25 protein-coding genes, 1 tRNA gene and 1 other annotated feature are annotated in these 20,593 nt (G+C 41.0%); of the genes, 2 read left to right on the top strand and 24 right to left on the bottom strand.

Annotated elements, in window-relative coordinates; all coding sequences use genetic code 11:
• Positions 1-6: 6 nt before the first annotated feature.
• The 3 genes from ilvN to ilvE all read right to left on the bottom strand — a co-directional run bounded on the left by ilvN (position 7) and on the right by ilvE (position 3,538).
• Positions 7-525, bottom strand: coding sequence for an acetolactate synthase small subunit (gene ilvN / locus ACP7A0_RS06670; protein WP_034661705.1), 519 nt, complete (start codon positions 523-525; stop codon positions 7-9).
• Entirely contained in the window at positions 522-2,246 is a 1,725-nt protein-coding gene (gene ilvB, locus ACP7A0_RS06665) for an acetolactate synthase large subunit (RefSeq protein ID WP_282068205.1), read from the bottom strand. Before ilvB ends, ilvN begins: the two co-directional genes overlap by 4 nt.
• A 122-nt stretch (positions 2,247-2,368) precedes the next feature.
• Positions 2,369-2,615, bottom strand: a binding site (T-box leader).
• Between the two features lie 8 nt (positions 2,616-2,623).
• Positions 2,624-3,538 carry a branched-chain-amino-acid transaminase gene (gene ilvE, locus ACP7A0_RS06660; RefSeq protein ID WP_003216381.1) on the bottom strand — a complete coding sequence of 305 codons (915 nt, stop codon included), beginning with the start codon at positions 3,536-3,538 and terminating at the stop codon, positions 2,624-2,626.
• A gap of 432 nt (positions 3,539-3,970) precedes the next feature.
• Between ilvE and ACP7A0_RS06655 the strand changes: the two genes are divergently transcribed.
• Positions 3,971-5,014 carry a lactonase family protein gene (locus ACP7A0_RS06655; RefSeq protein WP_066030584.1) on the top strand — a complete coding sequence of 348 codons (1,044 nt, stop codon included), beginning with the start codon at positions 3,971-3,973 and terminating at the stop codon, positions 5,012-5,014.
• Positions 5,015-5,095: 81 nt separating this feature from the next.
• Here ACP7A0_RS06655 and ACP7A0_RS06650 read toward each other — a convergent pair whose 3' ends face one another.
• From ACP7A0_RS06650 to ACP7A0_RS06600, 11 genes are all read right to left on the bottom strand, one after another.
• Positions 5,096-5,518, bottom strand: a complete 423-nt coding sequence (locus tag ACP7A0_RS06650; RefSeq protein WP_034661711.1) for a YkvA family protein — start codon at positions 5,516-5,518, stop codon at positions 5,096-5,098.
• Between the two features lie 95 nt (positions 5,519-5,613).
• Positions 5,614-6,780, bottom strand: a complete 1,167-nt coding sequence (dltD, locus tag ACP7A0_RS06645) for a D-alanyl-lipoteichoic acid biosynthesis protein DltD (RefSeq protein ID WP_066030583.1) — start codon at positions 6,778-6,780, stop codon at positions 5,614-5,616.
• Positions 6,780-7,016, bottom strand: a complete 237-nt coding sequence (dltC, locus tag ACP7A0_RS06640) for a D-alanine--poly(phosphoribitol) ligase subunit 2 (protein ID WP_024423191.1) — start codon at positions 7,014-7,016, stop codon at positions 6,780-6,782. Before dltC ends, dltD begins: the two co-directional genes overlap by 1 nt.
• 21 nt (positions 7,017-7,037) lie before the next feature.
• Positions 7,038-8,222 carry a D-alanyl-lipoteichoic acid biosynthesis protein DltB gene (dltB, locus tag ACP7A0_RS06635; protein ID WP_106039622.1) on the bottom strand — a complete coding sequence of 395 codons (1,185 nt, stop codon included), beginning with the start codon at positions 8,220-8,222 and terminating at the stop codon, positions 7,038-7,040.
• Positions 8,219-9,724, bottom strand: coding sequence for a D-alanine--poly(phosphoribitol) ligase subunit DltA (gene dltA / locus ACP7A0_RS06630; RefSeq protein WP_106048512.1), 1,506 nt, complete (start codon positions 9,722-9,724; stop codon positions 8,219-8,221). Before dltA ends, dltB begins: the two co-directional genes overlap by 4 nt.
• Before the next feature lie 14 nt (positions 9,725-9,738).
• Complete coding sequence (locus tag ACP7A0_RS06625; protein WP_024427820.1) at positions 9,739-9,888, bottom strand: teichoic acid D-Ala incorporation-associated protein DltX; 150 nt, start codon at positions 9,886-9,888, stop codon at positions 9,739-9,741.
• Positions 9,889-10,164: 276 nt separating this feature from the next.
• Positions 10,165-10,500: a DUF4288 domain-containing protein gene (locus tag ACP7A0_RS06620; protein ID WP_060596905.1), complete on the bottom strand. Its 336-nt coding sequence runs from the start codon at positions 10,498-10,500 to the stop codon at positions 10,165-10,167.
• Positions 10,501-10,518: 18 nt separating this feature from the next.
• Positions 10,519-10,989: a hypothetical protein gene (locus ACP7A0_RS06615; RefSeq protein WP_060596906.1), complete on the bottom strand. Its 471-nt coding sequence runs from the start codon at positions 10,987-10,989 to the stop codon at positions 10,519-10,521.
• Positions 10,990-11,164: 175 nt separating this feature from the next.
• Positions 11,165-11,374: a DUF4241 domain-containing protein gene (locus tag ACP7A0_RS06610; RefSeq protein ID WP_060596907.1), complete on the bottom strand. Its 210-nt coding sequence runs from the start codon at positions 11,372-11,374 to the stop codon at positions 11,165-11,167.
• A complete protein-coding gene (locus ACP7A0_RS06605; RefSeq protein WP_060596908.1) occupies positions 11,355-11,807 on the bottom strand; it encodes a DUF4241 domain-containing protein in 453 nt (150 codons plus the stop codon). The genes ACP7A0_RS06610 and ACP7A0_RS06605 overlap by 20 nt, the downstream gene beginning before the upstream one ends.
• A 336-nt stretch (positions 11,808-12,143) precedes the next feature.
• Positions 12,144-12,323: a hypothetical protein gene (locus ACP7A0_RS06600; RefSeq protein ID WP_060596909.1), complete on the bottom strand. Its 180-nt coding sequence runs from the start codon at positions 12,321-12,323 to the stop codon at positions 12,144-12,146.
• A 232-nt stretch (positions 12,324-12,555) separates the two neighbouring features.
• Here ACP7A0_RS06600 and ACP7A0_RS06595 point away from each other — a divergent pair, with 232 nt between their 5' ends.
• Positions 12,556-12,744, top strand: coding sequence for a hypothetical protein (locus ACP7A0_RS06595; protein ID WP_095285538.1), 189 nt, complete (start codon positions 12,556-12,558; stop codon positions 12,742-12,744).
• A 154-nt stretch (positions 12,745-12,898) separates the two neighbouring features.
• Here the strand turns inward: ACP7A0_RS06595 and ACP7A0_RS06590 are convergent.
• The 10 genes from ACP7A0_RS06590 to ACP7A0_RS06545 all read right to left on the bottom strand — a co-directional run bounded on the left by ACP7A0_RS06590 (position 12,899) and on the right by ACP7A0_RS06545 (position 20,462).
• A tRNA-Arg gene (locus tag ACP7A0_RS06590) sits at positions 12,899-12,972 on the bottom strand.
• A gap of 120 nt (positions 12,973-13,092) precedes the next feature.
• Positions 13,093-13,617, bottom strand: a complete 525-nt coding sequence (locus ACP7A0_RS06585; RefSeq protein WP_426004619.1) for a YfcE family phosphodiesterase — start codon at positions 13,615-13,617, stop codon at positions 13,093-13,095.
• Between the two features lie 14 nt (positions 13,618-13,631).
• Entirely contained in the window at positions 13,632-14,234 is a 603-nt protein-coding gene (locus ACP7A0_RS06580; protein ID WP_095409231.1) for an XTP/dITP diphosphatase, read from the bottom strand.
• Between the two features lie 10 nt (positions 14,235-14,244).
• A complete protein-coding gene (rph, locus tag ACP7A0_RS06575) occupies positions 14,245-14,973 on the bottom strand; it encodes a ribonuclease PH (protein ID WP_060596912.1) in 729 nt (242 codons plus the stop codon).
• A gap of 151 nt (positions 14,974-15,124) precedes the next feature.
• Positions 15,125-16,186, bottom strand: coding sequence for a GerMN domain-containing protein (locus ACP7A0_RS06570; protein ID WP_034661739.1), 1,062 nt, complete (start codon positions 16,184-16,186; stop codon positions 15,125-15,127).
• A 101-nt stretch (positions 16,187-16,287) separates the two neighbouring features.
• Positions 16,288-17,106, bottom strand: a complete 819-nt coding sequence (racE, locus tag ACP7A0_RS06565; RefSeq protein ID WP_106042597.1) for a glutamate racemase — start codon at positions 17,104-17,106, stop codon at positions 16,288-16,290.
• Positions 17,107-17,113: 7 nt separating this feature from the next.
• Entirely contained in the window at positions 17,114-17,554 is a 441-nt protein-coding gene (locus ACP7A0_RS06560; RefSeq protein WP_003216546.1) for a MarR family winged helix-turn-helix transcriptional regulator, read from the bottom strand.
• 149 nt (positions 17,555-17,703) lie between these two features.
• Entirely contained in the window at positions 17,704-17,928 is a 225-nt protein-coding gene (gene gerE / locus ACP7A0_RS06555) for a spore germination transcription factor GerE (protein WP_003184172.1), read from the bottom strand.
• Between the two features lie 205 nt (positions 17,929-18,133).
• A complete protein-coding gene (locus tag ACP7A0_RS06550) occupies positions 18,134-19,450 on the bottom strand; it encodes a CitMHS family transporter (protein ID WP_212040739.1) in 1,317 nt (438 codons plus the stop codon).
• 151 nt (positions 19,451-19,601) lie between these two features.
• Positions 19,602-20,462, bottom strand: coding sequence for a LysR family transcriptional regulator (locus ACP7A0_RS06545; protein ID WP_060596953.1), 861 nt, complete (start codon positions 20,460-20,462; stop codon positions 19,602-19,604).
• Positions 20,463-20,593: the final 131 nt, after the last annotated feature.

The raw sequence follows: 20,593 nt of genomic DNA, 5'->3' as shown, positions 1-20,593 counted from the left end.
TTTTGTTTAGACAATTGAAATTGTTTTATTTGATTGCGGCTTTTGCTGATTATCTCTCGCAAAGGCCGTGGTGCCAGTTCTGGCGACTTCTTTAATGCCGTATGGCTTAAGTAATTCAATGAGTGCTTCAATTTTTGAAGACTCACCTGTCACCTGAATGACGACACTCTCTCTGCTTACATCTACAATAGAAGCTCTAAACGGTTCAATGACCCCTGTGATCTCCATTCTAGATGCCGGTGCAGAAACGACTTTTATCAAAGCCAGCTCTCGCTGAACGATTGATTGGTTTGTAATGTCTGTTACTTTCAGAACATCGATTTGTTTGTTCAGCTGTTTTGTCAGCTGTTCGATGTCTTTCTCTTGGTCTACATGGACGACGAACGTGATGCGTGATACATCTTGAATCTCAGAATGGCCGACCGTAATGCTTTCAATGTTGTAGTGTCTTTTGGTAAAAAGGCCAGTGATTCGGTTCAGTACGCCTGATCGATTTAATACAGTCAACACAATAATTCTTTTCAAGGTTTCACCCCCACCATCTCATGAAGTCCTTTCCCCGGTGCGACCATCGGGAATACTTTTTCATCTCTCGCTACATTGACATCGATGAAAACAGGCTCTCTAGAGGTTAACGCTTCTTCAAGCTTTTCTTTCGCCTCTTCGTCTGATGAGATTCTGATTCCTTTAATGCCATAAGCTTCAGATAATTTAACGAAGTCTGGCTGCTCTGAAAATTTAGAATATGAGTAGCGTTCTTCGTAGAAAATTTCTTGCCATTGTCTTACCATTCCAAGGCTGTGATTATTCAGAACAATCACTTTCACTGGAAGGTTCAGCTCACGGATAACGGCAAGTTCTTGCAAGGTCATTTGGAAACCTCCGTCTCCTAAAATCGCCACAACCGTTGCCTCTTGATCAGCCAGCTGAGCGCCAATGGCTGCCGGTAAACCGAAGCCCATCGTACCAAGGCCGCCAGATGTGACCCACTTATCTGCATTTTCAAATGGATAGAACTGCGCTGCCCACATTTGATGCTGTCCGACATCAGTTGCCACAATGGCTTCACCTTTTGTGAATTGATGAATGTATTCAATCAGCTTTTGAGGCTTAAAGCCCTCTGCTTCGTTTTCAACGTACCAGAGTGGATATTCTTCCTTCCACTCATCTAATTGGTTTTTCCATTCATTTGATTCCCCTTGCTTCCCGTCTTGCTTGATCAGCTCTTCAAGGACTAGCTTACTGTCTCCAACAACCGGGATATGGGTATGAATGTTCTTGCCAATTTCCGCTGGATCGATATCAATATGTGCTACCTTCGCATGTTTCGCAAAGTGATTGAGGTTGCCAGTTACCCTGTCATCAAATCTTGCACCGATTGAAATGAGCAGATCACATTGGTGAAGGGCCATATTCGCCGCATATGTGCCATGCATACCAGCCATCCCTAGAAATAGAGGATGCTTTGCTGGGAATCCGCCAAGTCCAAGCAGTGTATGAGCGACTGGGATTTGCTGCTGCTCTACATACTGCCTTAATTCTTCAGATGCTTTGCCATGAAGAACGCCAGCTCCTGCTAGAATGACTGGTTTCTTCGCTCTGCTTACAGCTTCTACTAATTTGCGAATTTGCAAATAGTTCGGCTCGACTTTTGGCTGATAACCAGGTAAATCAATTGGCTGATCGTATTCAAACGTTCCTTCAATGCCTGCCACATCTTTTGGAATATCAATCAAGACTGGACCAGGTCTGCCTGTTGTTGCGATGTGGAACGCCTCTTTAATGACACCCGGTAATTCCTCTGGATTTCTTACTTGGTAGCTGTGCTTTGTGATGGGCATTGTGATGCCGAGCACGTCTGCTTCCTGGAAAGCGTCTGATCCAATGACTGAGGTTGCCACCTGTCCTGTGAAGACAACAAGAGGAAGTGAATCAATCATTGCATCTGCAATTCCTGTGACAAGGTTTGTCGCTCCAGGTCCTGATGTTGCAATGACAACACCCGGTTTGCCAGATACTCTTGCGTATCCTTCTGCTGCGTGAATCGCTCCCTGCTCATGCCTTGGCAGGACATGAAATAAACCAGAATCATAAATTTTATCGTAGATCGGTAAAACCGCTCCGCCTGGATATCCGAAAATGACTTCTACTTTTTCTCTTTTGAGTGCTTCAATTAACATGAGTGCACCGTTCATCGTTTGTGGTGCTTTAGATGTTTCCGTCTCCACTTGTACATTTGTCCCCATTTGATTTCCTCCTCTTTGTCTTGCTTCAGTCAAGTCTTTTCACCCTTTTCTATTCAAGATCGAGATTTTAGACCATATAAAAAAGCCTTCTCACCCCACAATGACACTACTTTTCACTAGGTCAAAGGGGCGAAAAAGCTTTGTTTTTCGCGGTACCACCCTTGTTCACGGCAAAATCTGCTGCCGTCTCATGGACATCTTTCATCCATTTTGGTAACGAGTGAGCAATGTCACTCGGTCTGCCCTACTATCATTTCAAGCAGACACTCAGAGGTGAGTTCACTTTAGAAAGTAACACCGGTTTCCAGCTACCACCGGCTCTCTGTAGATACTGACTCTAAAGCTACTAGTCCTCTTCAACGTTTATCGATATCTATTTAGCTTGCGTGAATGTTTTCATCTGTAAATACGACTTTTTCTCCTTCTTCAACCACTCGCTTGCGGAATTGTTCAAGAAGTTTGTTTGTGTGGACCCCAGGTTTCCCTTCACCGATTGTACGGCCGTCAACCTTTACAACAGCGATCACTTCGGCTGCGGTTCCTGTCAGAAAAACTTCTTCTGCTGTATACACATCGTGCCTTGTGAATGGTTCTTCTTTCACTTCGTAGCCTAAGTCCTCCGCAATCTCCATGATGGCATTTCTTGTGATGCCTTCAAGAGCGCCGATATAACCTGGCGGTGTATAAAGCTTACCTTTTTTATAAATAAACACATTGTCTGCAGAACCTTCTGCCACGTACCCTTGATCGTTCAGCATCAGCGCTTCACTCACACCGGCCATATGGGCTTCGATTCGGACAAGGATGTTATTCAAATAATTTAATGATTTCACTTTTGGGCTCAGTACATCGGGACGATTTCGTCTCGTCGGTACCGTTACAATATCAATACCCGTTTCATATAGGTGCTTTGGAAAGATGGCCAGCGGCTCTACAATGATCACTGTGTTGGCTCTCCCGCAGTTGTTTGGATCTAAACCAAGATCACCAGCTCCTCTTGAGACAACAAGACGAATATAGGCATCCTTTAGGCCGTTCCTTTCAACTGTATGAATCATTTTTTCCGTGAGTTCCTCAAGTGAATATGGAATGTTCAGCATAATGGATCTGGCGGAATCATACAGGCGGTCTAAATGTTCTTTCATTCGAAAGATATTTCCGTTATACACGCGTATCCCTTCGAACACACCGTCACCATATAAGAAGCCATGATCATAAACTGAAATTTTTGCATCCTCTTTTTTCACGAGTTCATCGTTTAAAAAGATCCACTGTTCCTTTTGGTCTTCCATTTTCAGTGAGCACCCTCTCTTTCAAGCAAAAAGTAGTTGAATTTTCAGACACTTTTTATTGAAGCCTCTCACGCTTGCTCTGCGTGTTTGTTTAGCTTTTGTTGAACCCATCTTACGCCGCTTTCCATACAGTGTCAACAGCATTTTTAAAATTATTAGACAATTTAGACTAATCAAAATTAAATGTATACGCTTACACCTTTGCTAGACAAGGAATGAAAAAACTTAAAATTTTTTGTATTTTTTCTTCAATTTATTTAGTTTACCTGAACGCTTTTCTTTTGAGAAAACGTTTGTCATATTTTTTCACATCGTTTTTAATGAATACTGGTAGATTTCAACGCTTTTGATTTTCTTTCGGCATGCCTTTCTAAAGCGTTTTCCTATGAATTTATGATAGAATGAGAGCATCTTATAGAAGGAGGGCAATACATGGCTAACATCAGAGGTTATATCGGAACATATACAAAGGGAGACAGTAAAGGCATTTATACTTTCACATTAAATACGGACAAGCAGCAGATCGAACAAGTAAAAGTAGCTGCTGAACTTGAAAATCCTACATATTTAACCGTCTCAGATTCTCAAAAATTTGTGTATTCTGTTGTGAAAGAAGGATCACAGGGCGGCGTGGCTGCGTATCAAATTGATGCAGAAACCGGCACACTTCGTTTCATCAACCAAGAGCTTGCCGATGGCGCTTCTCCTTGCCACGTCAGCGTGGACAATCAAACAAAAACAGCTTTTACAGCAAACTATCATAAAGGAACAGCAGAGATGTATGAAATCGATGCTGAAAATGGCTCAGTCATCCGCACGCTGTCACAGGCGCAGCATGAAGGAACTGGACCAAACGAAGACCGTCAGGAAAAACCGCACACTCACTTTATGGGTCTGACACCAGATGAACAATTTGCAGTGGCTGTTGACCTTGGGACAGATGGCATTTATACGTATAAGAAAGAGGGCGGCAAACTCGAGCTCGCTCATACATTTGAAACAAAACCAGGCACCGGTCCTCGCCATATCACATTCCATCCAACGAAACCTGTGGCATATGTGATGACAGAGCTAAGCTCAGAGGTGATTGTGCTTCGTTACTTTGAAGATGGTCATTTCGAAGAGATCCAAACGATCGCAACCATTCCAAGCGACTTTACAGAGAACAATCAAGGCAGTGCCATTCACGTCTCTTCAGACGGGCAATTTGTTTATGCAGGAAACCGCGGACATGACAGCATTGCGATTTTTAAAGCAGACGCCGACGGCCAATTAAGTCTTGTCGAGATTGCTTCATCTGAAGGAAACTGGCCTAGAGACTTTGTGCTTGATCCAACTGAAGAATTCCTCGTCGGTTCAAACCAAGAATCTAGCAACCTAGTGTTATACAAACGCGACAAAGAAACAGGACGACTCACTGTCTTACAATCAGACATCACTGTTCCTCATCCAGTTTGCGTGAAATTTTTAGGATAATGAAAAAAGCCTCCGTTTTGGGGGCTTCAGCTTGTTGACAAAGGGCTAAAATGATTTTTATTTTAGCCCTTTGTCTTCTTTTCAGCGTGCAGACGGCATCCCGCCATCTTCAAGCTTTTGATCAATAAGAGACGTATCGGTTTTTTCACCGAACCATTTTGACAGCCTGTCCTTCGCTTTTCCTTTCACATCATCATCAATGTACATCGCTACTTGGAGCAGAGCAAATGTGATCGCTCCTAAATCATCTGTGTAGCCGACACCAATCAATGTATCAGGGATGAGGTCAATAGGAAGGATAAAGTATCCGAGTGCCCCAATAATAAGGGTTTTTGCTTTGACAGGCACTTCGGGTTTTTGCAATGTATAGTAAAGTAATAGCACAGCATAGACAAGAGAGACACCAGCCTTTTGTGCCGTCTTTTTTAACTTTTCCCAAAAGGCATGATCATTAAAATGCTTCTTCGAACGCTTTAATAGTTCTTTTTTCTCAGAACGGTTCATCATATCGCCTCCATCTACAGCATAGCCCTTTTCCCTTCGTTATACAAGATATCCGCCGATTCGACAAACAAAAAGCAGCAGAAAGCTGCTGCATTCTACTGCTCTTTGTAAAACTTTTCGATCGCCTTATCGATGTAGACCCATCCTTTATAAGACACATGAATTGTATCTTTAAAGAAGTAAGGATCGTATTCATGTTTAGTCAAATCTGCGACTTCATACCCATTATCTCGAATTTGACGATTGATTTTCTCATAATACTCTGTACGCCCCTCTTTCGGGAAACCGGTATAATCATACCATTTTCCATTGACAGGAATCGTCACAAACAAAGGCTTCGCCCCTGCCTGTTTTAAAATATCCAGCATGATTTGAAAATCTTTGTATTCTGGTGATTCCGCATAAGAGTGGTCTTCACGAGAATCTTTCATCTTTTTCATGATCGGTTTCAGCTTGCGGTCAAATAGTTTTTGATTAATATAAAACGGGTTGTTCCCTGCTTTTTCCGCACCTAAGACACTTGCTTCTTTTTCAAGCTCAGTCCATGTTTTTCCTTTGACAGAAGGAGACGGATGAAGCTTACGCTCTTTCCCCGATCCAATTGTATAGTACATGTCTTTCTTTTGAAGCATGCCATAATACATTTTTGCAATAGGAGAAATCGCGCCATAAGCGAATTTGTTCCCAGAAAGCTCTGCTTTAAAAAGTTCTGTGATGACCATGTCGTTCTTTACAGCTTTAAACGTCATGATTCTCTTGATCAGCTCTTTTTTCACAGCTGGATCAATTTCTTTATTATAAGCGAGATTAAGCGCTTGAAGCGCTGAATAGTTCGGTGCAAAGTGATTCTCGTCTGATCCCCATTTCACAAACCACTGCGGGGACACGATAAACACAAGCTTCTTCCCTTTTAATTCATCCATATGCGATGCGAAGTTCATCGCATGAATTAATGATTGTGACCCACCTTTTCCAATAAGATAAGGTGTAAACCCTTGAGGATTCTCATGAAAGAAATTCGAAGGGTGATATGGATCAAAACGTGATAGTTCAGAAGATCCATAGATCGGCAAATAAGTTGGATCTTTTAGCATTTCATCTTGTAAATAAAGCCCCTGAAACATCCCTGGATCTAATTCTGTGGCTGACTTTTGTAATTTGTCTTTTGGGATCAGATGTGAGAGCCATGCATTTGGTACAAGAAGAACACCAATGAATAGAACAGCCGCTAAAATAAGCGGCCCAAAAAAACGCTTTTTCATTACTTCATCTCTGCCAGCTGCTCAGCAATGTGATTCGGTGTATCCCACACATCACGATCGAACTCTGTAATCGGAACAGTGATTCCGAGCTGACTTTCAATTGCCATAAGCAGTTCTACTGTACCAAATGAATCTAGAAGACCTTCTTCAAAAATTGCAATCTCTGGATTTTCTTTCACAACGTCGTCCTGACAAACCTCTGCAATAATACCGTATACTTGATTTTTAAATTCCATAATTTTCTACTCCCTTAATGATTAATGATGAAATGGTTTTCCTGAAAAAATATAAAATCCGAAACAAATCACATGGAATGTAATAATGATCGACACAATCATTGTGACCTTATTATCCGGCCACCACTTGTGCTTTTTATTCCATTTCTCAAATAAATTGTAACCGGACATCACAACTGCGTGATATAGTCCGTAAATAATATATTGAAGTGCTAGACCATGCCAAGCACCCATCAATAGAAAGAGGACAAAGTACCCAATATTTGATACAGCCATACGGTTCTTGATCCACTTCTTTTTTGTCATAAAGAACACAAATCTCATAAACACGTAGTCTCTGAACCAGAAGGAGAGGGACATGTGCCAGCGATTCCAGAAGTCTTTAATGTTCCGGCTGATAAACGGTTTGTTAAAGTTTTCTGGTGATTTAATGCCCATCATATAACTCACACCAACAGCAAATGCTGTATATCCAGCAAAGTCAAAGAACAAATACATACTGTACGCATACATATACGTTAACTGTTGAACAAAGTGACTGCTGCTAATGTGATGAATATTCATGAGAATATACGTGTGAATCAGATAACCAATAATGAACTTATATAAGAAGCCGATAAAAATTTTATGAATACCGGCGTATAGAAGATCACTGTACGCTTCCTTTTCAGGCGGCGTATCCATATCCTTTTCAAACCGGCGGTAACGATCAATCGGACCTGATGAAATCGTCGGGAAAAAGACAATGAAATAGACCAAACGATGAATCGGAATTTTCTTCTTAATCAAGCCGTCTCTTGTCTCGATAATTAACTGGACACCTTTAAATGTTAGGTACGAGATTCCTAAAAAGCTCAGCCAGTTCATTGGCGGCGGTTGATGCGGCTGATGAGTTAAAAAGAACGGTAAAATCTTCGATAGCACAAGCGGCAAAATAGATGCCACCACTGCCATATAGAAGACAGACGCTTGATTCGCCTTCAGCCGGTACGAAAGGTACAAGCGGATGATCAAGATTTGCCACACTGTAAACAAGAAGAGCAGCAATGCGCCATGTGCATCCTTTGAGAAAATAAGCGCGAGCGCCACAACCGTTGCAAACATGTTGTAGCCCTGCATTCTTTTGCCGCGAAGACCAAGAATGATCGTCGGCAAAAGAAGAACACCAATTAGAATGAAGAAAAAGAATGAACTAAACGGAATCATAGAAGAACCTCTTTCGCGATTCTTTTACGGTCAACCTTCCCGTTTGGCGTCATGTACAGCTGCTCAAGATAGACAAACTTTCTTGGAATCATGTACGCAGGCAGTGAATCCGCCATTTCTTTCTTAATTGCACTTGTCAGCTGATATTCTTTTTCAAAAGAATGCGCTGCTGGAACAATGGCTGCAATTAAGTACTCCACATGACCGTTTGGCTGGAACGGCACAATCACACAAGCATTGACATACGTTGTCTCGCTCACATGATATTCAATTTCTTCAAGCTCCATTCGGTATCCATGCAGCTTAATTTGATAGTCCAGACGACCGTGGCATGTAATCAAACCATCCTGCGCCACACCTGCATCACCTGTACGGTAAGCAGGGCGTCCTTCGTATTCAAAGAACACTTTATCTGTTAAGGCTTGTTCACCTAAGTAGCCTCTCGTGACGCTTGGCCCTACGATGACAATTTCCCCTTTTTCACCATCAGGAAGGGTCTTGCCTTCTTCATCTAAAATGACGATATCTGTATCCGGTTTGGCGTAGCCGACTGGTAAAGAATCGTGCTGATCAAGAATCGCCTGCGTGACTTCAATCGATGTGATCGCAACAGTTGCTTCAGTCGGACCATACGTATTAAAGACCTGCGCTTTTGGAAAACGCTCAAGGAGCGCACTTGCTACAGATACAGGAAGTGCCTCTCCGCAGAACAAGAAGACTTTCAGCTCTGGTAAAAGCTCCCCTGTAAAGGAAGGGTCCATTAAGCACATTTGCACAAAGGAAGGTGTTGATGTCCACACTTCAACGTCAGATTGACCAAGTGCTGCAAACATATCCTTCGGCTTATTCACTAGATCTTTCACTAAACAGTACAGAGTACCGCCTGATTGAAGCGCTGGATACAAATCCATCACTGATAAGTCAAAAGAAAACGGTGCTTGATTTAAGAATGTGCGCCCCTCACCAATTGGGAAGTCTCGGCACATCCACTCTGTAAAGCTTTCTAAATTATTGGCTGTTACCTGAACGCCTTTCGGTTTTCCGGTACTGCCAGACGTATAAATGATGTAAAAAACATCATCCTGTTGAACCCACTGCGAGGATGGCGGTGCTTCTTTTTCAAGAGCTAAAAGAGATGCCGCACTTTTCACTTCAATGTGTTCTTCTACATCTAGTACATTCTGCTCATTTGCACAAATCAACAGACTGGCTTTTGAGCTTTCAATAATTGAGACGATACGCTCGGCAGGGATTGAGATGTCGACCGGAATATAAGGTCTGCCTGATTTCACACTACCTAAGAAAGAAATCAGCATCTCTGGCTCCATATGACCGTATACAATGACAGGTGCACTGCCAGTTGCGACTGCATCGATCGCACCAGCCATTTGGTCTGATAGATGCCAAAGCTCATCATATGTGATCGAAGCATGTTGAGAAACAAATGCTGGCTGTGTTGGTTTCGTTTGTTGGTATTCATGAATCGTGTGTAATAGTTTCATAGTTTAATCTCCAATTAAAAATCGTTGTAAATGAATGATCCCGTATTTGCTGTATGGAATCCGTAAATAAAGAACAATAATAGCAAAATAAGTAAGTAAAAACTCGTATATCCTATCCATTTTACAGACTTATTTTCTGATAGCTTTTTGAATAGCATATTGATAACCTCTTTTCTTTTGACACTTATAGAGACGCATGAATCATTAAAAGAGTTTCATACCAAAACATAAAAATTTTAAGAAATCATGAAAAAAAGATGTCGAATCGATAAACGTGTCTTTAGGCAAAGCTGTCTTATTGTAACAAAGATTTAATGTATTTGAAATGAAATTCAAGTTTAAATTTGCCTTAAAATTGTTGAAAGCTGTCGAATAAACGTAAAAGCCACCTAGTTTGCCTAGATGGCTTTGATTTCAATTACATTGAATTTGTGCGAATTTTATTTATCTAGAGAATATCTTTCAATAGCTTCTTCTGGAGACGTTTCTTTATCAAACACAAGATAACGACTATAAACTTCTTTTAGATGTACTGATTCTTCTAAATTATCTACTAATTCAAAGGTATCTAAAATTGCAACTACTTTGTTAGTAGTCATTCCACCCTCTGAATTTTCATAAGTTTCTTCTGGAAAGTTTTCGTGTATGATACTTTCAATTTCATCTGGTTTTTTTGTTTTTATTAGAAAAATTCTCTCTTCAAATATTTTTTCAGGGCTTAATCGTGGCGAAGTTGTTGATTCAAATAAAACTTTTACAGAATAAATATCGTACATAAATTATCACCTTTCATTTCATTTTTTCTTAAATCTGTTGTCTGTTAACAGTTTTTTAGCTTTTTTAGCATTCTTTTTTCCCTTTTTTGCGTCTTTGTTGATTTGTTCTATCGTTTTATTTAAGTATTCACTTGGAAACTCTTTTCTGATTGACCCTTTTCTATTCTTAGAGATGAATTGGTCTGCTGTCATTTTATGATGTTTGACAACTTGAGCCTCCCAAGAGTTTGAAGAAAATATCATACCACCTACAATGACAGCACCAGTTGCTAATACTGCAGCTTGTCCTAACCCTGGAATAAAGAAGAAAGGAAGTGGGATGGCAAATTTAGTTTCTGCAAGTTGATCAGGATTTAATTCTCCTTCAGATGATACAAAATCATTTGTGTTAATTACAACAGTTTCATTTTCTGATGCCTTTGCTGGTGCTTGTAAAACAAAGGTAAATACGGATAGAGCTAATAGTGTGGAAATTATTTTTTTCATCATGTTAAATACTCCTTATAGTTTATTAGAAATTTACTTGAATAAAGATATTATATTATATTAATTAGATTTTCAACAATTTTAAGGTAAATTTAAGAAAATTTGTTTTATATTAACGTCTCTGTAAATATTTCCTCCATTATATCTTGATAAAACCCATAGTTTCATGGGTATCTCATCAATCCATTATAAAAAAATCCGTCACAAGACAAGTGGGTTCTCCGTTTTGATCTATCCCCCAAAAGCTTGGATACATCCCGTCACCGAAGCCTGTTGTAAACATGGCAATGTCCACTTTGTCATGAAAACGGGTGACGAGCCAGTCCCATGTGTGCTTGTAGTTTTGCGCAAGAGCTTCTGCAAATTCCTCATAAAGATAAAAAATCATTGTCCTCTTTATATCGCTTATCCTCATAGGCTTGTAAATATAGTGCTGCTTCCGCATCCATGAAACAGCCCATACCCGTATTCACACCGTAGCCGAAGAACTCATCTTTTGTTAATTGAACGGGTTCCTGACCTGCTCTTGTGGCAAGCTCCCATTCTATTGCTTGCTCGTTTGTGAACTTGATTATTGCATAGGCGACGCGTTCGTCACCGCTTTCTAATCGCTTAACCATAAGTAGAATAGGATATTTTCCCGGATGAACCTTCTTAGAAAAAGATTGGTCTCCCTCTGAAACAAAAGGATCACAGACAACGATATGACCGCTTGTGATCTCGATATGTCCTAACTGTTTGACAAATAATTGATCACCTTCTGAGCTGCTTTTGTTCTCTCCATTTTCAAAAATTAAGTTTGTTGGATCGATGTTGTACAAGGGATCATTCCTTTCATTATTTTTCTGAGACGTTTGAGATTATGTATTTTTCAATTTCAAAGCATGATCATCCATAGAACATCCATTTCCAGTATCAACTCCATACCCTGAAAAGAATTTCCCCTGTAAATCGCTTTCTATCTGTCCATTTGATAATGCAAGCTCTCACTTAACACTCGCTTCATCTTCTCCTTCTACTATACACCTTAATTTTTTTAGTTGGAGAAAGAATATTCTCTCTTTTGAATATTTACCGCTTTGCAATGTCTTTTTCATTAGTTAAAAATAAATGGAAGGTTAATTAAAAAACACCCTTCCAATGGAGGGGCTGTGTTATTAACTATTTTCTTTGGAATATTTTTTTATCAATGTTTCGCTAATCCTGCTTACGATATAGATCGCAACCGCTAAAATCAGCATCAACGGAAACATGCTTAACCGATCATCTGCAACATAAACAATGATCCCCACAATCACAGCCACTACGATTGCCGTTAAAAAATGCTTCACCGCCATCTCACCCCTTTGTATAAATCATATACATTTTATTACACAAAAGGTTCAATTGAAATAATTTCCACAAAATCGGATATACGCAAGTCTAGATTGATTTCGACCACAAGCAGCAGTGGGTTTCCTTGTTTCGTCTAAAAGCGTGTTGCTCCCCTTCCTTATATTGTTCGTATAATCTCTATATGCTAAAATTAACTAAAATACCTAAATAATGGATCAACCGAGAGGTCCTTCAATGACACAGCAAAGCAAGCCATCCAAAACGTTATTAATTACTTTACCCGGGGCTATTATTGCCCTTGTGATGATCTTAGGGAAAATTGATACACCTGTAACAAATGTTTTATTTTATATTGTGGCTTTTAGTGTTATGGGTTTAGTGGTTTCGAGCTTAATAAAGGACTACAAGAAAAAGAAAAATTAACTCTTCATCTAGGGAACTGTTGTTTATGCAGCTCCCTTTCTTTTGGTATACACTTTCAAAATTCTAATTTAAAGCAAAAGCTAAACTTAAATTTCAAAACAAAAAAAAGCCTGAAATCCTTTCATACCAAGGATTTCAGGCTTTTAAAATAGTACGTCCCAGGAGAGATTCGAACTCCCGACCGACGCCTTAGAAGGGCGTTGCTCTATCCAGCTGAGCTACTGGGACATGTTGTTATGTAGTGTTCTGGTGGTGAGTACCTCACCGACAAGATTTATTATATTACTATTGTTCTTTAAAGTCAACGGTTTTTCGAAAGTTTTTTCATAAGGGGCAAATGCTGCACCCTTATGAAATACCTTCCAATGTGACAGTATTTTCGAGGTTTTGTATGACCTGACCTTCGTCTGTGAAAAACTGTACGTTCGCTTCGCTTCCATCTAGTGTCAGTATAGCATAGCTGCGCTCTTTACGCATTCTTGGCAGGTGCACGCTGCCCGGGTTAATGAGCAGTTTTCCTCTCAGCAGCTCACTGCCTGGGATGTGCGAGTGGCCAAAGCAGATAATGTCTGCGCCTAGCTCTTCTGCACGGTAGTAGACTTGAAGCAAGGATTGTTTGATGCCATGCAGATGTCCGTGAGTGAGAAATAGTTTTCCGCCTCCATCAAGTGGGAGCAGGAGCTCTTCTTCAAAATCGCCCATAAAGTCACAATTTCCTTTGACGACTTTGTATCCTTCGAGTGCTGGGTGGTTCGTTTCGAGTTCTGAATCTCCGCAGTGAATCATCATATCGACTTCATCCGCGTGCCGTTTGGCAATGGTTTGAAGTTCGTCTGTGAGTCCATGACTGTCACTCATGATGAGTATCTTCATGGCTTCATTCCCCCTTATTCATTTGCGTCTAGCAGTGATGAAAGCTTTTGAAGCGCGACCGCTCGATGGCTGATCTTGTTTTTCTCCTCTGGTGATAATTCGGCCATCGTCTGGTCTTTGTCTTTGACGATGAAAATGGGGTCATATCCGAAGCCGTTTTCGCCGATTGGTTCCTCTGCGATGAAGCCTTCTACTGATCCTTCTACCGTCTTTGTTTCTTTGCCCGGTATGCTGACAGCAAGGGCACATCTGAATCTGGCTGTGCGGTCTTCTTTTTCAATTCCTTGAAGCTCGCTCAGCACTTTTTCCACATTCTCAGCATCGTCTTTATGCTCACCAGCGTATCTCGCTGAATATACGCCAGGTTTTCCGCCAAGATAGTCAATCGACAAACCGGAATCGTCTGCAATGACCATTTCACCTGCTTTGGCTTGAATCGCCTCGGCTTTGATGATGGCATTTTCTTCGAAGGTTTGTCCTGTTTCTTCAATCTCTTCAGTAAAGCCGATGTCTGCTAGTGTTTTGACCGTGAATCCTTTTGGCTCAAGAATGGCTTTGAATTCTTTCGCTTTGCCCGCATTGTGCGTTGCAATGATGGCTGTTTTCATCCTGATCAAACCCTTCTTTTTATTCGATGACTTCTCCTGTCACTGCTTTTTGCTTTTCGATTAATTCTTTGATGCCCTTTTCGGCTAAATCAAGCAGTCCGTTTAGCTGTTCTCTTGAGAATGTCGCTTCTTCGCCTGTCCCTTGAAGTTCAACAAAGCGTCCAGCGCCTGTCATGATGACATTCATATCTACTTCAGCTGAAGAATCTTCTTCATAATTTAAATCTAACAGAAGACCCTGCTGAGAATCAATTCCGACGGATATCGCCGCTAAATAATCAGTGATCGGGTTTTCTTTGATAACTCCTTCTGCTCGAAGCTTTTGAATCGCAAGTGTCATGGCGACAAAAGCACCGGTAATAGATGCTGTGCGTGTTCCGCCGTCTGCTTGAATGACATCACAGTCAATCCAAATCGTGCGTTCGCCAAGCTTTTCTAAGTCAACGACTGCACGGAGTGCTCGTCCAATTAAGCGCTGAATCTCCATTGTACGTCCTGTCACTTTTCCTTTAGAAGATTCTCTCATCGTTCTTTGTGCGGTTGCTCTTGGAAGCATGCTATATTCTGCTGTAATCCAGCCTTTTCCTTCTCCTCTTAAAAAAGGAGGTACACGGTCTTCGATGGATGCGTTACAAATCACCTTCGTATTTCCCGATGAGATTAAGACAGAGCCTTCTGGATGCTTAATGTAGCCTGCCTCTATTTCAACTTTTCTTAATTCGTCATATTGTCTTTCATCTAATCTCATGATTTACCTCCATTACGATATACATTCCGCGCGGGTGCCAGCGGGGTTCTCCTACTAACTTTGACAACCTAGGCTCGTTCTAATCGCTTGGAATAAAAAAGAGGCAGCGAATATGCATGCCTCTTTTTCTCCATTATATCAATGTGTGCCGTTAAAAACTACCTGTATTCACTTGTTCTGGTCTTGAAACCGGCTTTGTCAGCTCTGCTCCTTTTTCGTTCACAAGCTCAGCCTTGCCGTTTACCTTAACCGATACACTTTTGACGTCCGGCAGCTCTGTTAATGTGAGCACAATGCTATCAAGAACTTTTTGTGAAATGACCTTTTTCTTTTCATCTGCACTGCCAAAAATGGATTCGTTGAAATCAAGTGTCACATGTCCGTCTTTTACTTTCGGGACATCATTCAGCTTTACATCTTGATCAAAGTCTGTGAGCAAATGGCTTTTTTTGCTTGGTCCAGAGACGAGCTCATCAATGGCTGCTGTAATCGGATCATCCTCGTCTTTTGGCGCTCTTTTGGTCACAGGAACATAGTACGTCTGTTCATCAGATTCAGCTAAGTAGTAAACCGTCACTGGCTTTGTCGATGTCATATCAGCGGCAGCCTCGTGCTGAATATTTATACCGTCTTCTCTGCTTAAATCATCGGAGATCGGTGTACCGTTCACAGGCATTTCTTTTAGTTCATGTCCATTCATTTTCAATTTGACTTTGGCGACAGAATCAAACTGCGTTAACGTCCAAGTGACAGATTGCAGGATGCGCTGTTCGTCTTCTTTTTTATAGTTTTTAAATTCATTTGAAAAATCCACTACGGCCGTTCCGTCTTTAATGTCGACAGATACGCTCGTGTCGGCCGGCAAAACAGCTCGGAACCCATTTGGCATGAGGTTAGAAATCGGTCCTCCGTCCACGAGATATTCAAGGGTTTGTTTGGCACTTCCTTCGTTTTTCGGCAGCGGAATGGATTGAGAGACGACATACCCGTTTTTATCAATTAAATATAATTCTCTCATGACTGTATCTGCCTTCTTCTCTTCTTTTCCTTCTTTGGCTGTTTGTTTATCTTCTTTATTTTCTTTCACATATGTGACGTTTTGTGGCGGGTCAATCTCTGTTTTCGCTTGGTCTGTTTGAAACAATCCGCATCCTGACAAAAGCATGGCTGACGCGATACACGTCACAGCTGCTGTAGATCCTTTTTTCAGCATACTTCACCCTCCTCTAGTAGTTTGTACTACTATGTATACGAGCTCCTCATGTGGATTAGACCCTTTTCATAAAAAAATAACCCACCTCAAGAAGAAGCGGGTTATTGCTGATAGACCTGTTCAAGTGATACGGTTTCGACCTTCCCTGGGAGGTAGCCAAACCAGTCACGAGCGATGTTTTGAAAATTTTGCTGCTGCCCTGTTGTATAAAATGTATGAACAGGTGCTTCTTGAGAAGTGTTTAACAGCCCTTTATACGAAAGAATCGTACTGGCTTCTCTAGCTGTTTCATCCCCTGATGAAATAATGCTCACATCACTGCCCATAAAGCGCTGAATCGGCTCTTTTAAAATCGGATAGTGCGTGCAGCCAAGAATGAGCGTATCAATTCCTGTTTCTTTCATTGGTTCAAGGGAATCTTTCACCACTTCATCTGCTGTCTGATCTAAAAACGTACCGCTTTCCACAAATGGGACAAGCAGCGGACATGCCAGACTTTGAACCGCTAGTCCTGCTTTTAGGGATAGCAGTGCTTCTTTGTATGCCTCGCTTTTGATCGTATTGGCTGTACCAATGACACCAATCTGCTGATTGTTTGTCACCTTGATGGCTGTACGGGCGCCGGGCTGAATCACGCCAATGACCGGAATATCAAGCGTTGCTTTGATTTCATCAAGTGCGATCGCCGTCGCTGTGTTGCATGCGATGACGAGCATTTTAATATGGTGATGTCTTAATAAGTAGTGTGCCATTTCCCAAGTATATTGAAGAACCTCTTCTTCTTTCCGCGGGCCATACGGACACCGTTTTGTATCGCCTACGTAAATGATCTTTTCTTTTGGCAGTTGTCTCATGATTTCCTTTGCAACGGTTAAACCGCCGACGCCGGAATCAATCACGCCGATTGGTTGATCCAACAAAATCGCCTCATTTTCTTTTCATTTGCTGCTGTAGTTTCGTTAAGGATTGGTTGAAAACGATGGCTTCTTCTTCTGAGAAAGCCCCTAGAAGTTCACTGACGTATTCTTGGCGTTTGACAATCACTTCTTGAATGATCCGCTCGCCTTCAGGTAATAAATGAATGCGAACCACGCGGCGGTCAGAAGGATCTTTTACTCGTTCAACAAGTTCACTTTTCTCCATTCGATCAATTAAGTCGGTGGTTGTACTGCAAGCCAAATACATCTTTTGTGATAGCTCACCTATTGTCATATCTCCGAATTCATAAAGCCACTGAAGCCCTACAAATTGAGGAGGTGTAATCGTATATTGATTCAGGATTTCTCTGCCTTTTTGCTTAATAATTGCAGCAATATGGCGCAATGATTTCTCAATCTCTGCTACATGGTCGAACTCATTCGTTTCCATTTCATTGATACCTCACTATAGCATCTCACTTTGATTAAAACGTACATTCCTATTTTCCTCGTTTTTCAGAGAAAATGCAAGAAGAGACTCATGGAAACCATATAGAAATAACCGGTTCCTCCCTAGTGTGGAAGGAAAACCGGCTGACTTTAGAGCTCTAGCTCACCCATACGCAGAAGCTCGACGACGGCCTGTGAACGACCTTTGACTCCTAGCTTTTGCATGGCATTCGAAATATGATTTCGAACAGTCTTTTCGCTAATAAAAAGCTCGCTTGCAATTTCTTTAGTTGTTTTATCTTGGACGAGCAATTCGAATACTTCTCTTTCTCTTTTGGTTAATAGCGGCTTGGATTGAAACTCTTTCTCCTTCAAGTATTGTAACCCTCCTTGCTAAGGTGAGAGCTCTAGTCTCTATAGAATGGGATTCTGTATAGTCGAGATATCATATGCCGGGTGCCCGAGGTAGGTGACGTTAAAATCGAGAATTCCCGCATATGAGCGTCCAATTTGTGCGCTTTTATCAGCACAAAAAAGGACGAGTCTCCTATCCGAGACATCGTCCTTTTCATACACGTATTTAAAAGATAGAAATGGCTCCTGTTAACAAAGCGATCAATGTTGTAAAAAGGGCTGTTAACACAGTCCACAGCAGTGCGTATTTTTGCAAATCGCCAATATCTTTGTTCAGCATACTGACAAGAAGCAGCGTTGAAGCCACAAGAGGGCTCAGCAAGTGAACAGGCTGTCCTATAATAGAGGCACGTGCAATCTCCACCGGATCAATTCCGTATGCTGCGCCGGCTTCAGCCAAGATTGGCAGCACTCCGAAATAGTAAGCATCATTTGAAAGAACAAATGTAAATGGCATACTCGTTAAAGCGACAATGAGTGGAAAAAATGAGCTGTAGGAATCCGGAATCATGTAAATGACCAAATTAGCAATGGACTCCACCATTTTTGTCCCCGAAAAAATGCCTGTGAAAATTCCTGCTGCAAACACAAGGGTAATGACCGTTAAGGCATTTCCTGCATGCGATAAAATTCGCTCGCGCTGATCTTCAACCTTTGGATAGTTGATCATGAGAGCGATGACAAATCCAATTAAGAAGAGTACAGGTATTGGTATAATATCTAGGACTAGTGTCGCCATCACCGCAATCGTCAAGAAGAAGTTAACCCAAATGAGGTTGGGTCTTTTCATGTCTTCTACTCCATCTTCGATTGACGCTGCCAATTCAGGGGAGATCGAGGCCTCTTCTTTGTACTGAATCTCTGCAACCCCAATTCGTTTCCGCTCTTTTTTTCCAAGCACATACGCAGTAAAAAGAATAAAAAGACCGCCTCCAACCATTGTTGGAAGTAATGGAATAAAAAATTCACCAGCATCTAATCCAAGCGCCGCGATGGCACGGGTTGCCGGACCGCCCCAAGGCGTCATTCCGCTCATAATTCCTAAAGACAATAATGAAATCGTTCCTAAAATTAATGGGTTCATCCCAATTCTTAAGAAAAGTGGCAGCATTGCTGATACGGTAATCATATAGGTTGTTGTTCCATCACCATCTAAAGCAACAAGCATAGACAAAATCGCTACCCCAAAAGCAATTTTGACAGGATCACCTTTCACAATACGTAAAATGAGTTTAATCAGAGGATCAAACAATCCAGCATCCAGCATGACACCAAAGAATAAAATCGCAAATAACAGTAAAGCAGCTGATGGTGCAACAGTTTTCAGTCCATCAAGCATCATGTCCCCTAATCCTTTGTTAAAGCCACCGATCAATGCAAATATGATAGGTACAACGGTTAGAGCCACCACCGGATGCATACGTTTCGTCATAATGAGAAATGTAAATGTCAAGACCATCAAGATCCCTAAAATAGCTAGCACTTTATATCCCTCCATCCTCTTCTTTACGCGATCAGCAAGCGCCCCTTTGCACTTGCGATGAATGTTAGCGCTTTCTATTTCAAGGATATAATAGCTCTTTTTATAATGAAAATATTGATTTTTTCGTATATTCTATAAAATTCTTTTATAATCAACCTTGCTGACTTCTTAAAAACTCAATGAATGCTTTCACAACAGATAAATGAAGGGAGTCTGGCTGGTACATAAGCCATGTATCTCTTAAAACGGGCTGTCCATCTTTATACGAAAGACCTTTTACAAATAGCTCATCACTTGGTCTGAGGCAAATTTCTGGGACAATGGCATAGCCTAAACCATGCTTGACCATCTCTTTTGATGTATCCTGACGGTCTGTCTCCATCGTCACAAGCGGAGGCATTGTGAACGTTTCCTGCCACCATCTGTTAATCAATCGTTTTAATGAACTATCTGTATGATAGTCAATGAGCGGCAGCTTTGGGAGGTCTTTCAGCTGGATTTCTGATTTTGAAATGATACAAAGCCGCTCTTTATCGAGCAAAAACCGCTCTCCATTCCAGTCGTAATCCCCTCTTAAAATCCCTAAATGGACACTTGATGTGCCTAATAAGTCCATGACTTTCGTGCTCCAGCCTGTATTTACCATAAATTGAACATGTGGATACTGCTTAGAAAATTCTTTTAAAATTTCTGGCAGCTTATACTGAGCAAAGTTACTTGAGACCCCTAACCGAATTGTCCCTTTGACCTTTTTTTGCATATTCAGCATGCCATCTTTCGTTTGTTGGAGCTGTTTGAGCATGTCATTTGCGTATTTAGCCAAGTACTCGCCCTCTGACGTAAATTCGATTCCTCGTTTTCTTTTAAAGAAAAGCTTCATATCAAACTCCTCTTCAAGCTGTTTCAATCGATAGCTTAAGGCAGGCTGAGAGACAAATAATTTTTCTGCCGCTTTTGTGATGTTCTTTTCTTCATAAAGCACCTTTAGAAACCGCCAATCTTTTTCATCCATTTTATGCCCTCCTTTTTTACTAATTATAAAATATTTTTATCGATTATTCTCAAAATAATGTATTTAACTTATTTCTTATTATACTTTACCATTTTGATTAGATAAACAGTTCATTAAAAAATTGAGGGTGA

Origin of the sequence: Bacillus sp. DWP3-1 (genome assembly GCF_049896565.1) — a bacterium.
Lineage (GTDB): Bacteria > Bacillota > Bacilli > Bacillales > Bacillaceae > Bacillus.
This window is presented reverse-complemented; position numbering and strand designations above follow the sequence as displayed.

Bases quoted from the DNA above. Each gene is read 5' to 3' on its own strand.
- dltA (WP_106048512.1), bottom strand. From the start codon at position 9,724: ATGAAACTATTACACACGATTCATGAATACCAACAAACGAAACCAACA.
- ilvE (WP_003216381.1), bottom strand. From the start codon at position 3,538: ATGGAAGACCAAAAGGAACAGTGGATCTTTTTAAACGATGAACTCGTG.
- dltB (WP_106039622.1), bottom strand. From the start codon at position 8,222: ATGATTCCGTTTAGTTCATTCTTTTTCTTCATTCTAATTGGTGTTCTT.
- ACP7A0_RS06615 (WP_060596906.1), bottom strand. From the start codon at position 10,989: ATGATGAAAAAAATAATTTCCACACTATTAGCTCTATCCGTATTTACC.
- rph (WP_060596912.1), bottom strand. From the start codon at position 14,973: ATGAGATTAGATGAAAGACAATATGACGAATTAAGAAAAGTTGAAATA.
- ACP7A0_RS06650 (WP_034661711.1), bottom strand. From the start codon at position 5,518: ATGAACCGTTCTGAGAAAAAAGAACTATTAAAGCGTTCGAAGAAGCAT.
- dltD (WP_066030583.1), bottom strand. From the start codon at position 6,780: ATGAAAAAGCGTTTTTTTGGGCCGCTTATTTTAGCGGCTGTTCTATTC.
- ACP7A0_RS06585 (WP_426004619.1), bottom strand. From the start codon at position 13,617: ATGAAGATACTCATCATGAGTGACAGTCATGGACTCACAGACGAACTT.
- ACP7A0_RS06620 (WP_060596905.1), bottom strand. From the start codon at position 10,500: ATGTACGATATTTATTCTGTAAAAGTTTTATTTGAATCAACAACTTCG.
- ilvB (WP_282068205.1), bottom strand. From the start codon at position 2,246: ATGGGGACAAATGTACAAGTGGAGACGGAAACATCTAAAGCACCACAA.
- ACP7A0_RS06610 (WP_060596907.1), bottom strand. From the start codon at position 11,374: ATGATTTTTTATCTTTATGAGGAATTTGCAGAAGCTCTTGCGCAAAAC.
- ACP7A0_RS06655 (WP_066030584.1), top strand. From the start codon at position 3,971: ATGGCTAACATCAGAGGTTATATCGGAACATATACAAAGGGAGACAGT.
- ACP7A0_RS06595 (WP_095285538.1), top strand. From the start codon at position 12,556: ATGACACAGCAAAGCAAGCCATCCAAAACGTTATTAATTACTTTACCC.
- ACP7A0_RS06545 (WP_060596953.1), bottom strand. From the start codon at position 20,462: ATGGATGAAAAAGATTGGCGGTTTCTAAAGGTGCTTTATGAAGAAAAG.
- ACP7A0_RS06600 (WP_060596909.1), bottom strand. From the start codon at position 12,323: ATGGCGGTGAAGCATTTTTTAACGGCAATCGTAGTGGCTGTGATTGTG.
- ACP7A0_RS06560 (WP_003216546.1), bottom strand. From the start codon at position 17,554: ATGGAAACGAATGAGTTCGACCATGTAGCAGAGATTGAGAAATCATTG.
- ACP7A0_RS06570 (WP_034661739.1), bottom strand. From the start codon at position 16,186: ATGCTGAAAAAAGGATCTACAGCAGCTGTGACGTGTATCGCGTCAGCC.
- dltC (WP_024423191.1), bottom strand. From the start codon at position 7,016: ATGGAATTTAAAAATCAAGTATACGGTATTATTGCAGAGGTTTGTCAG.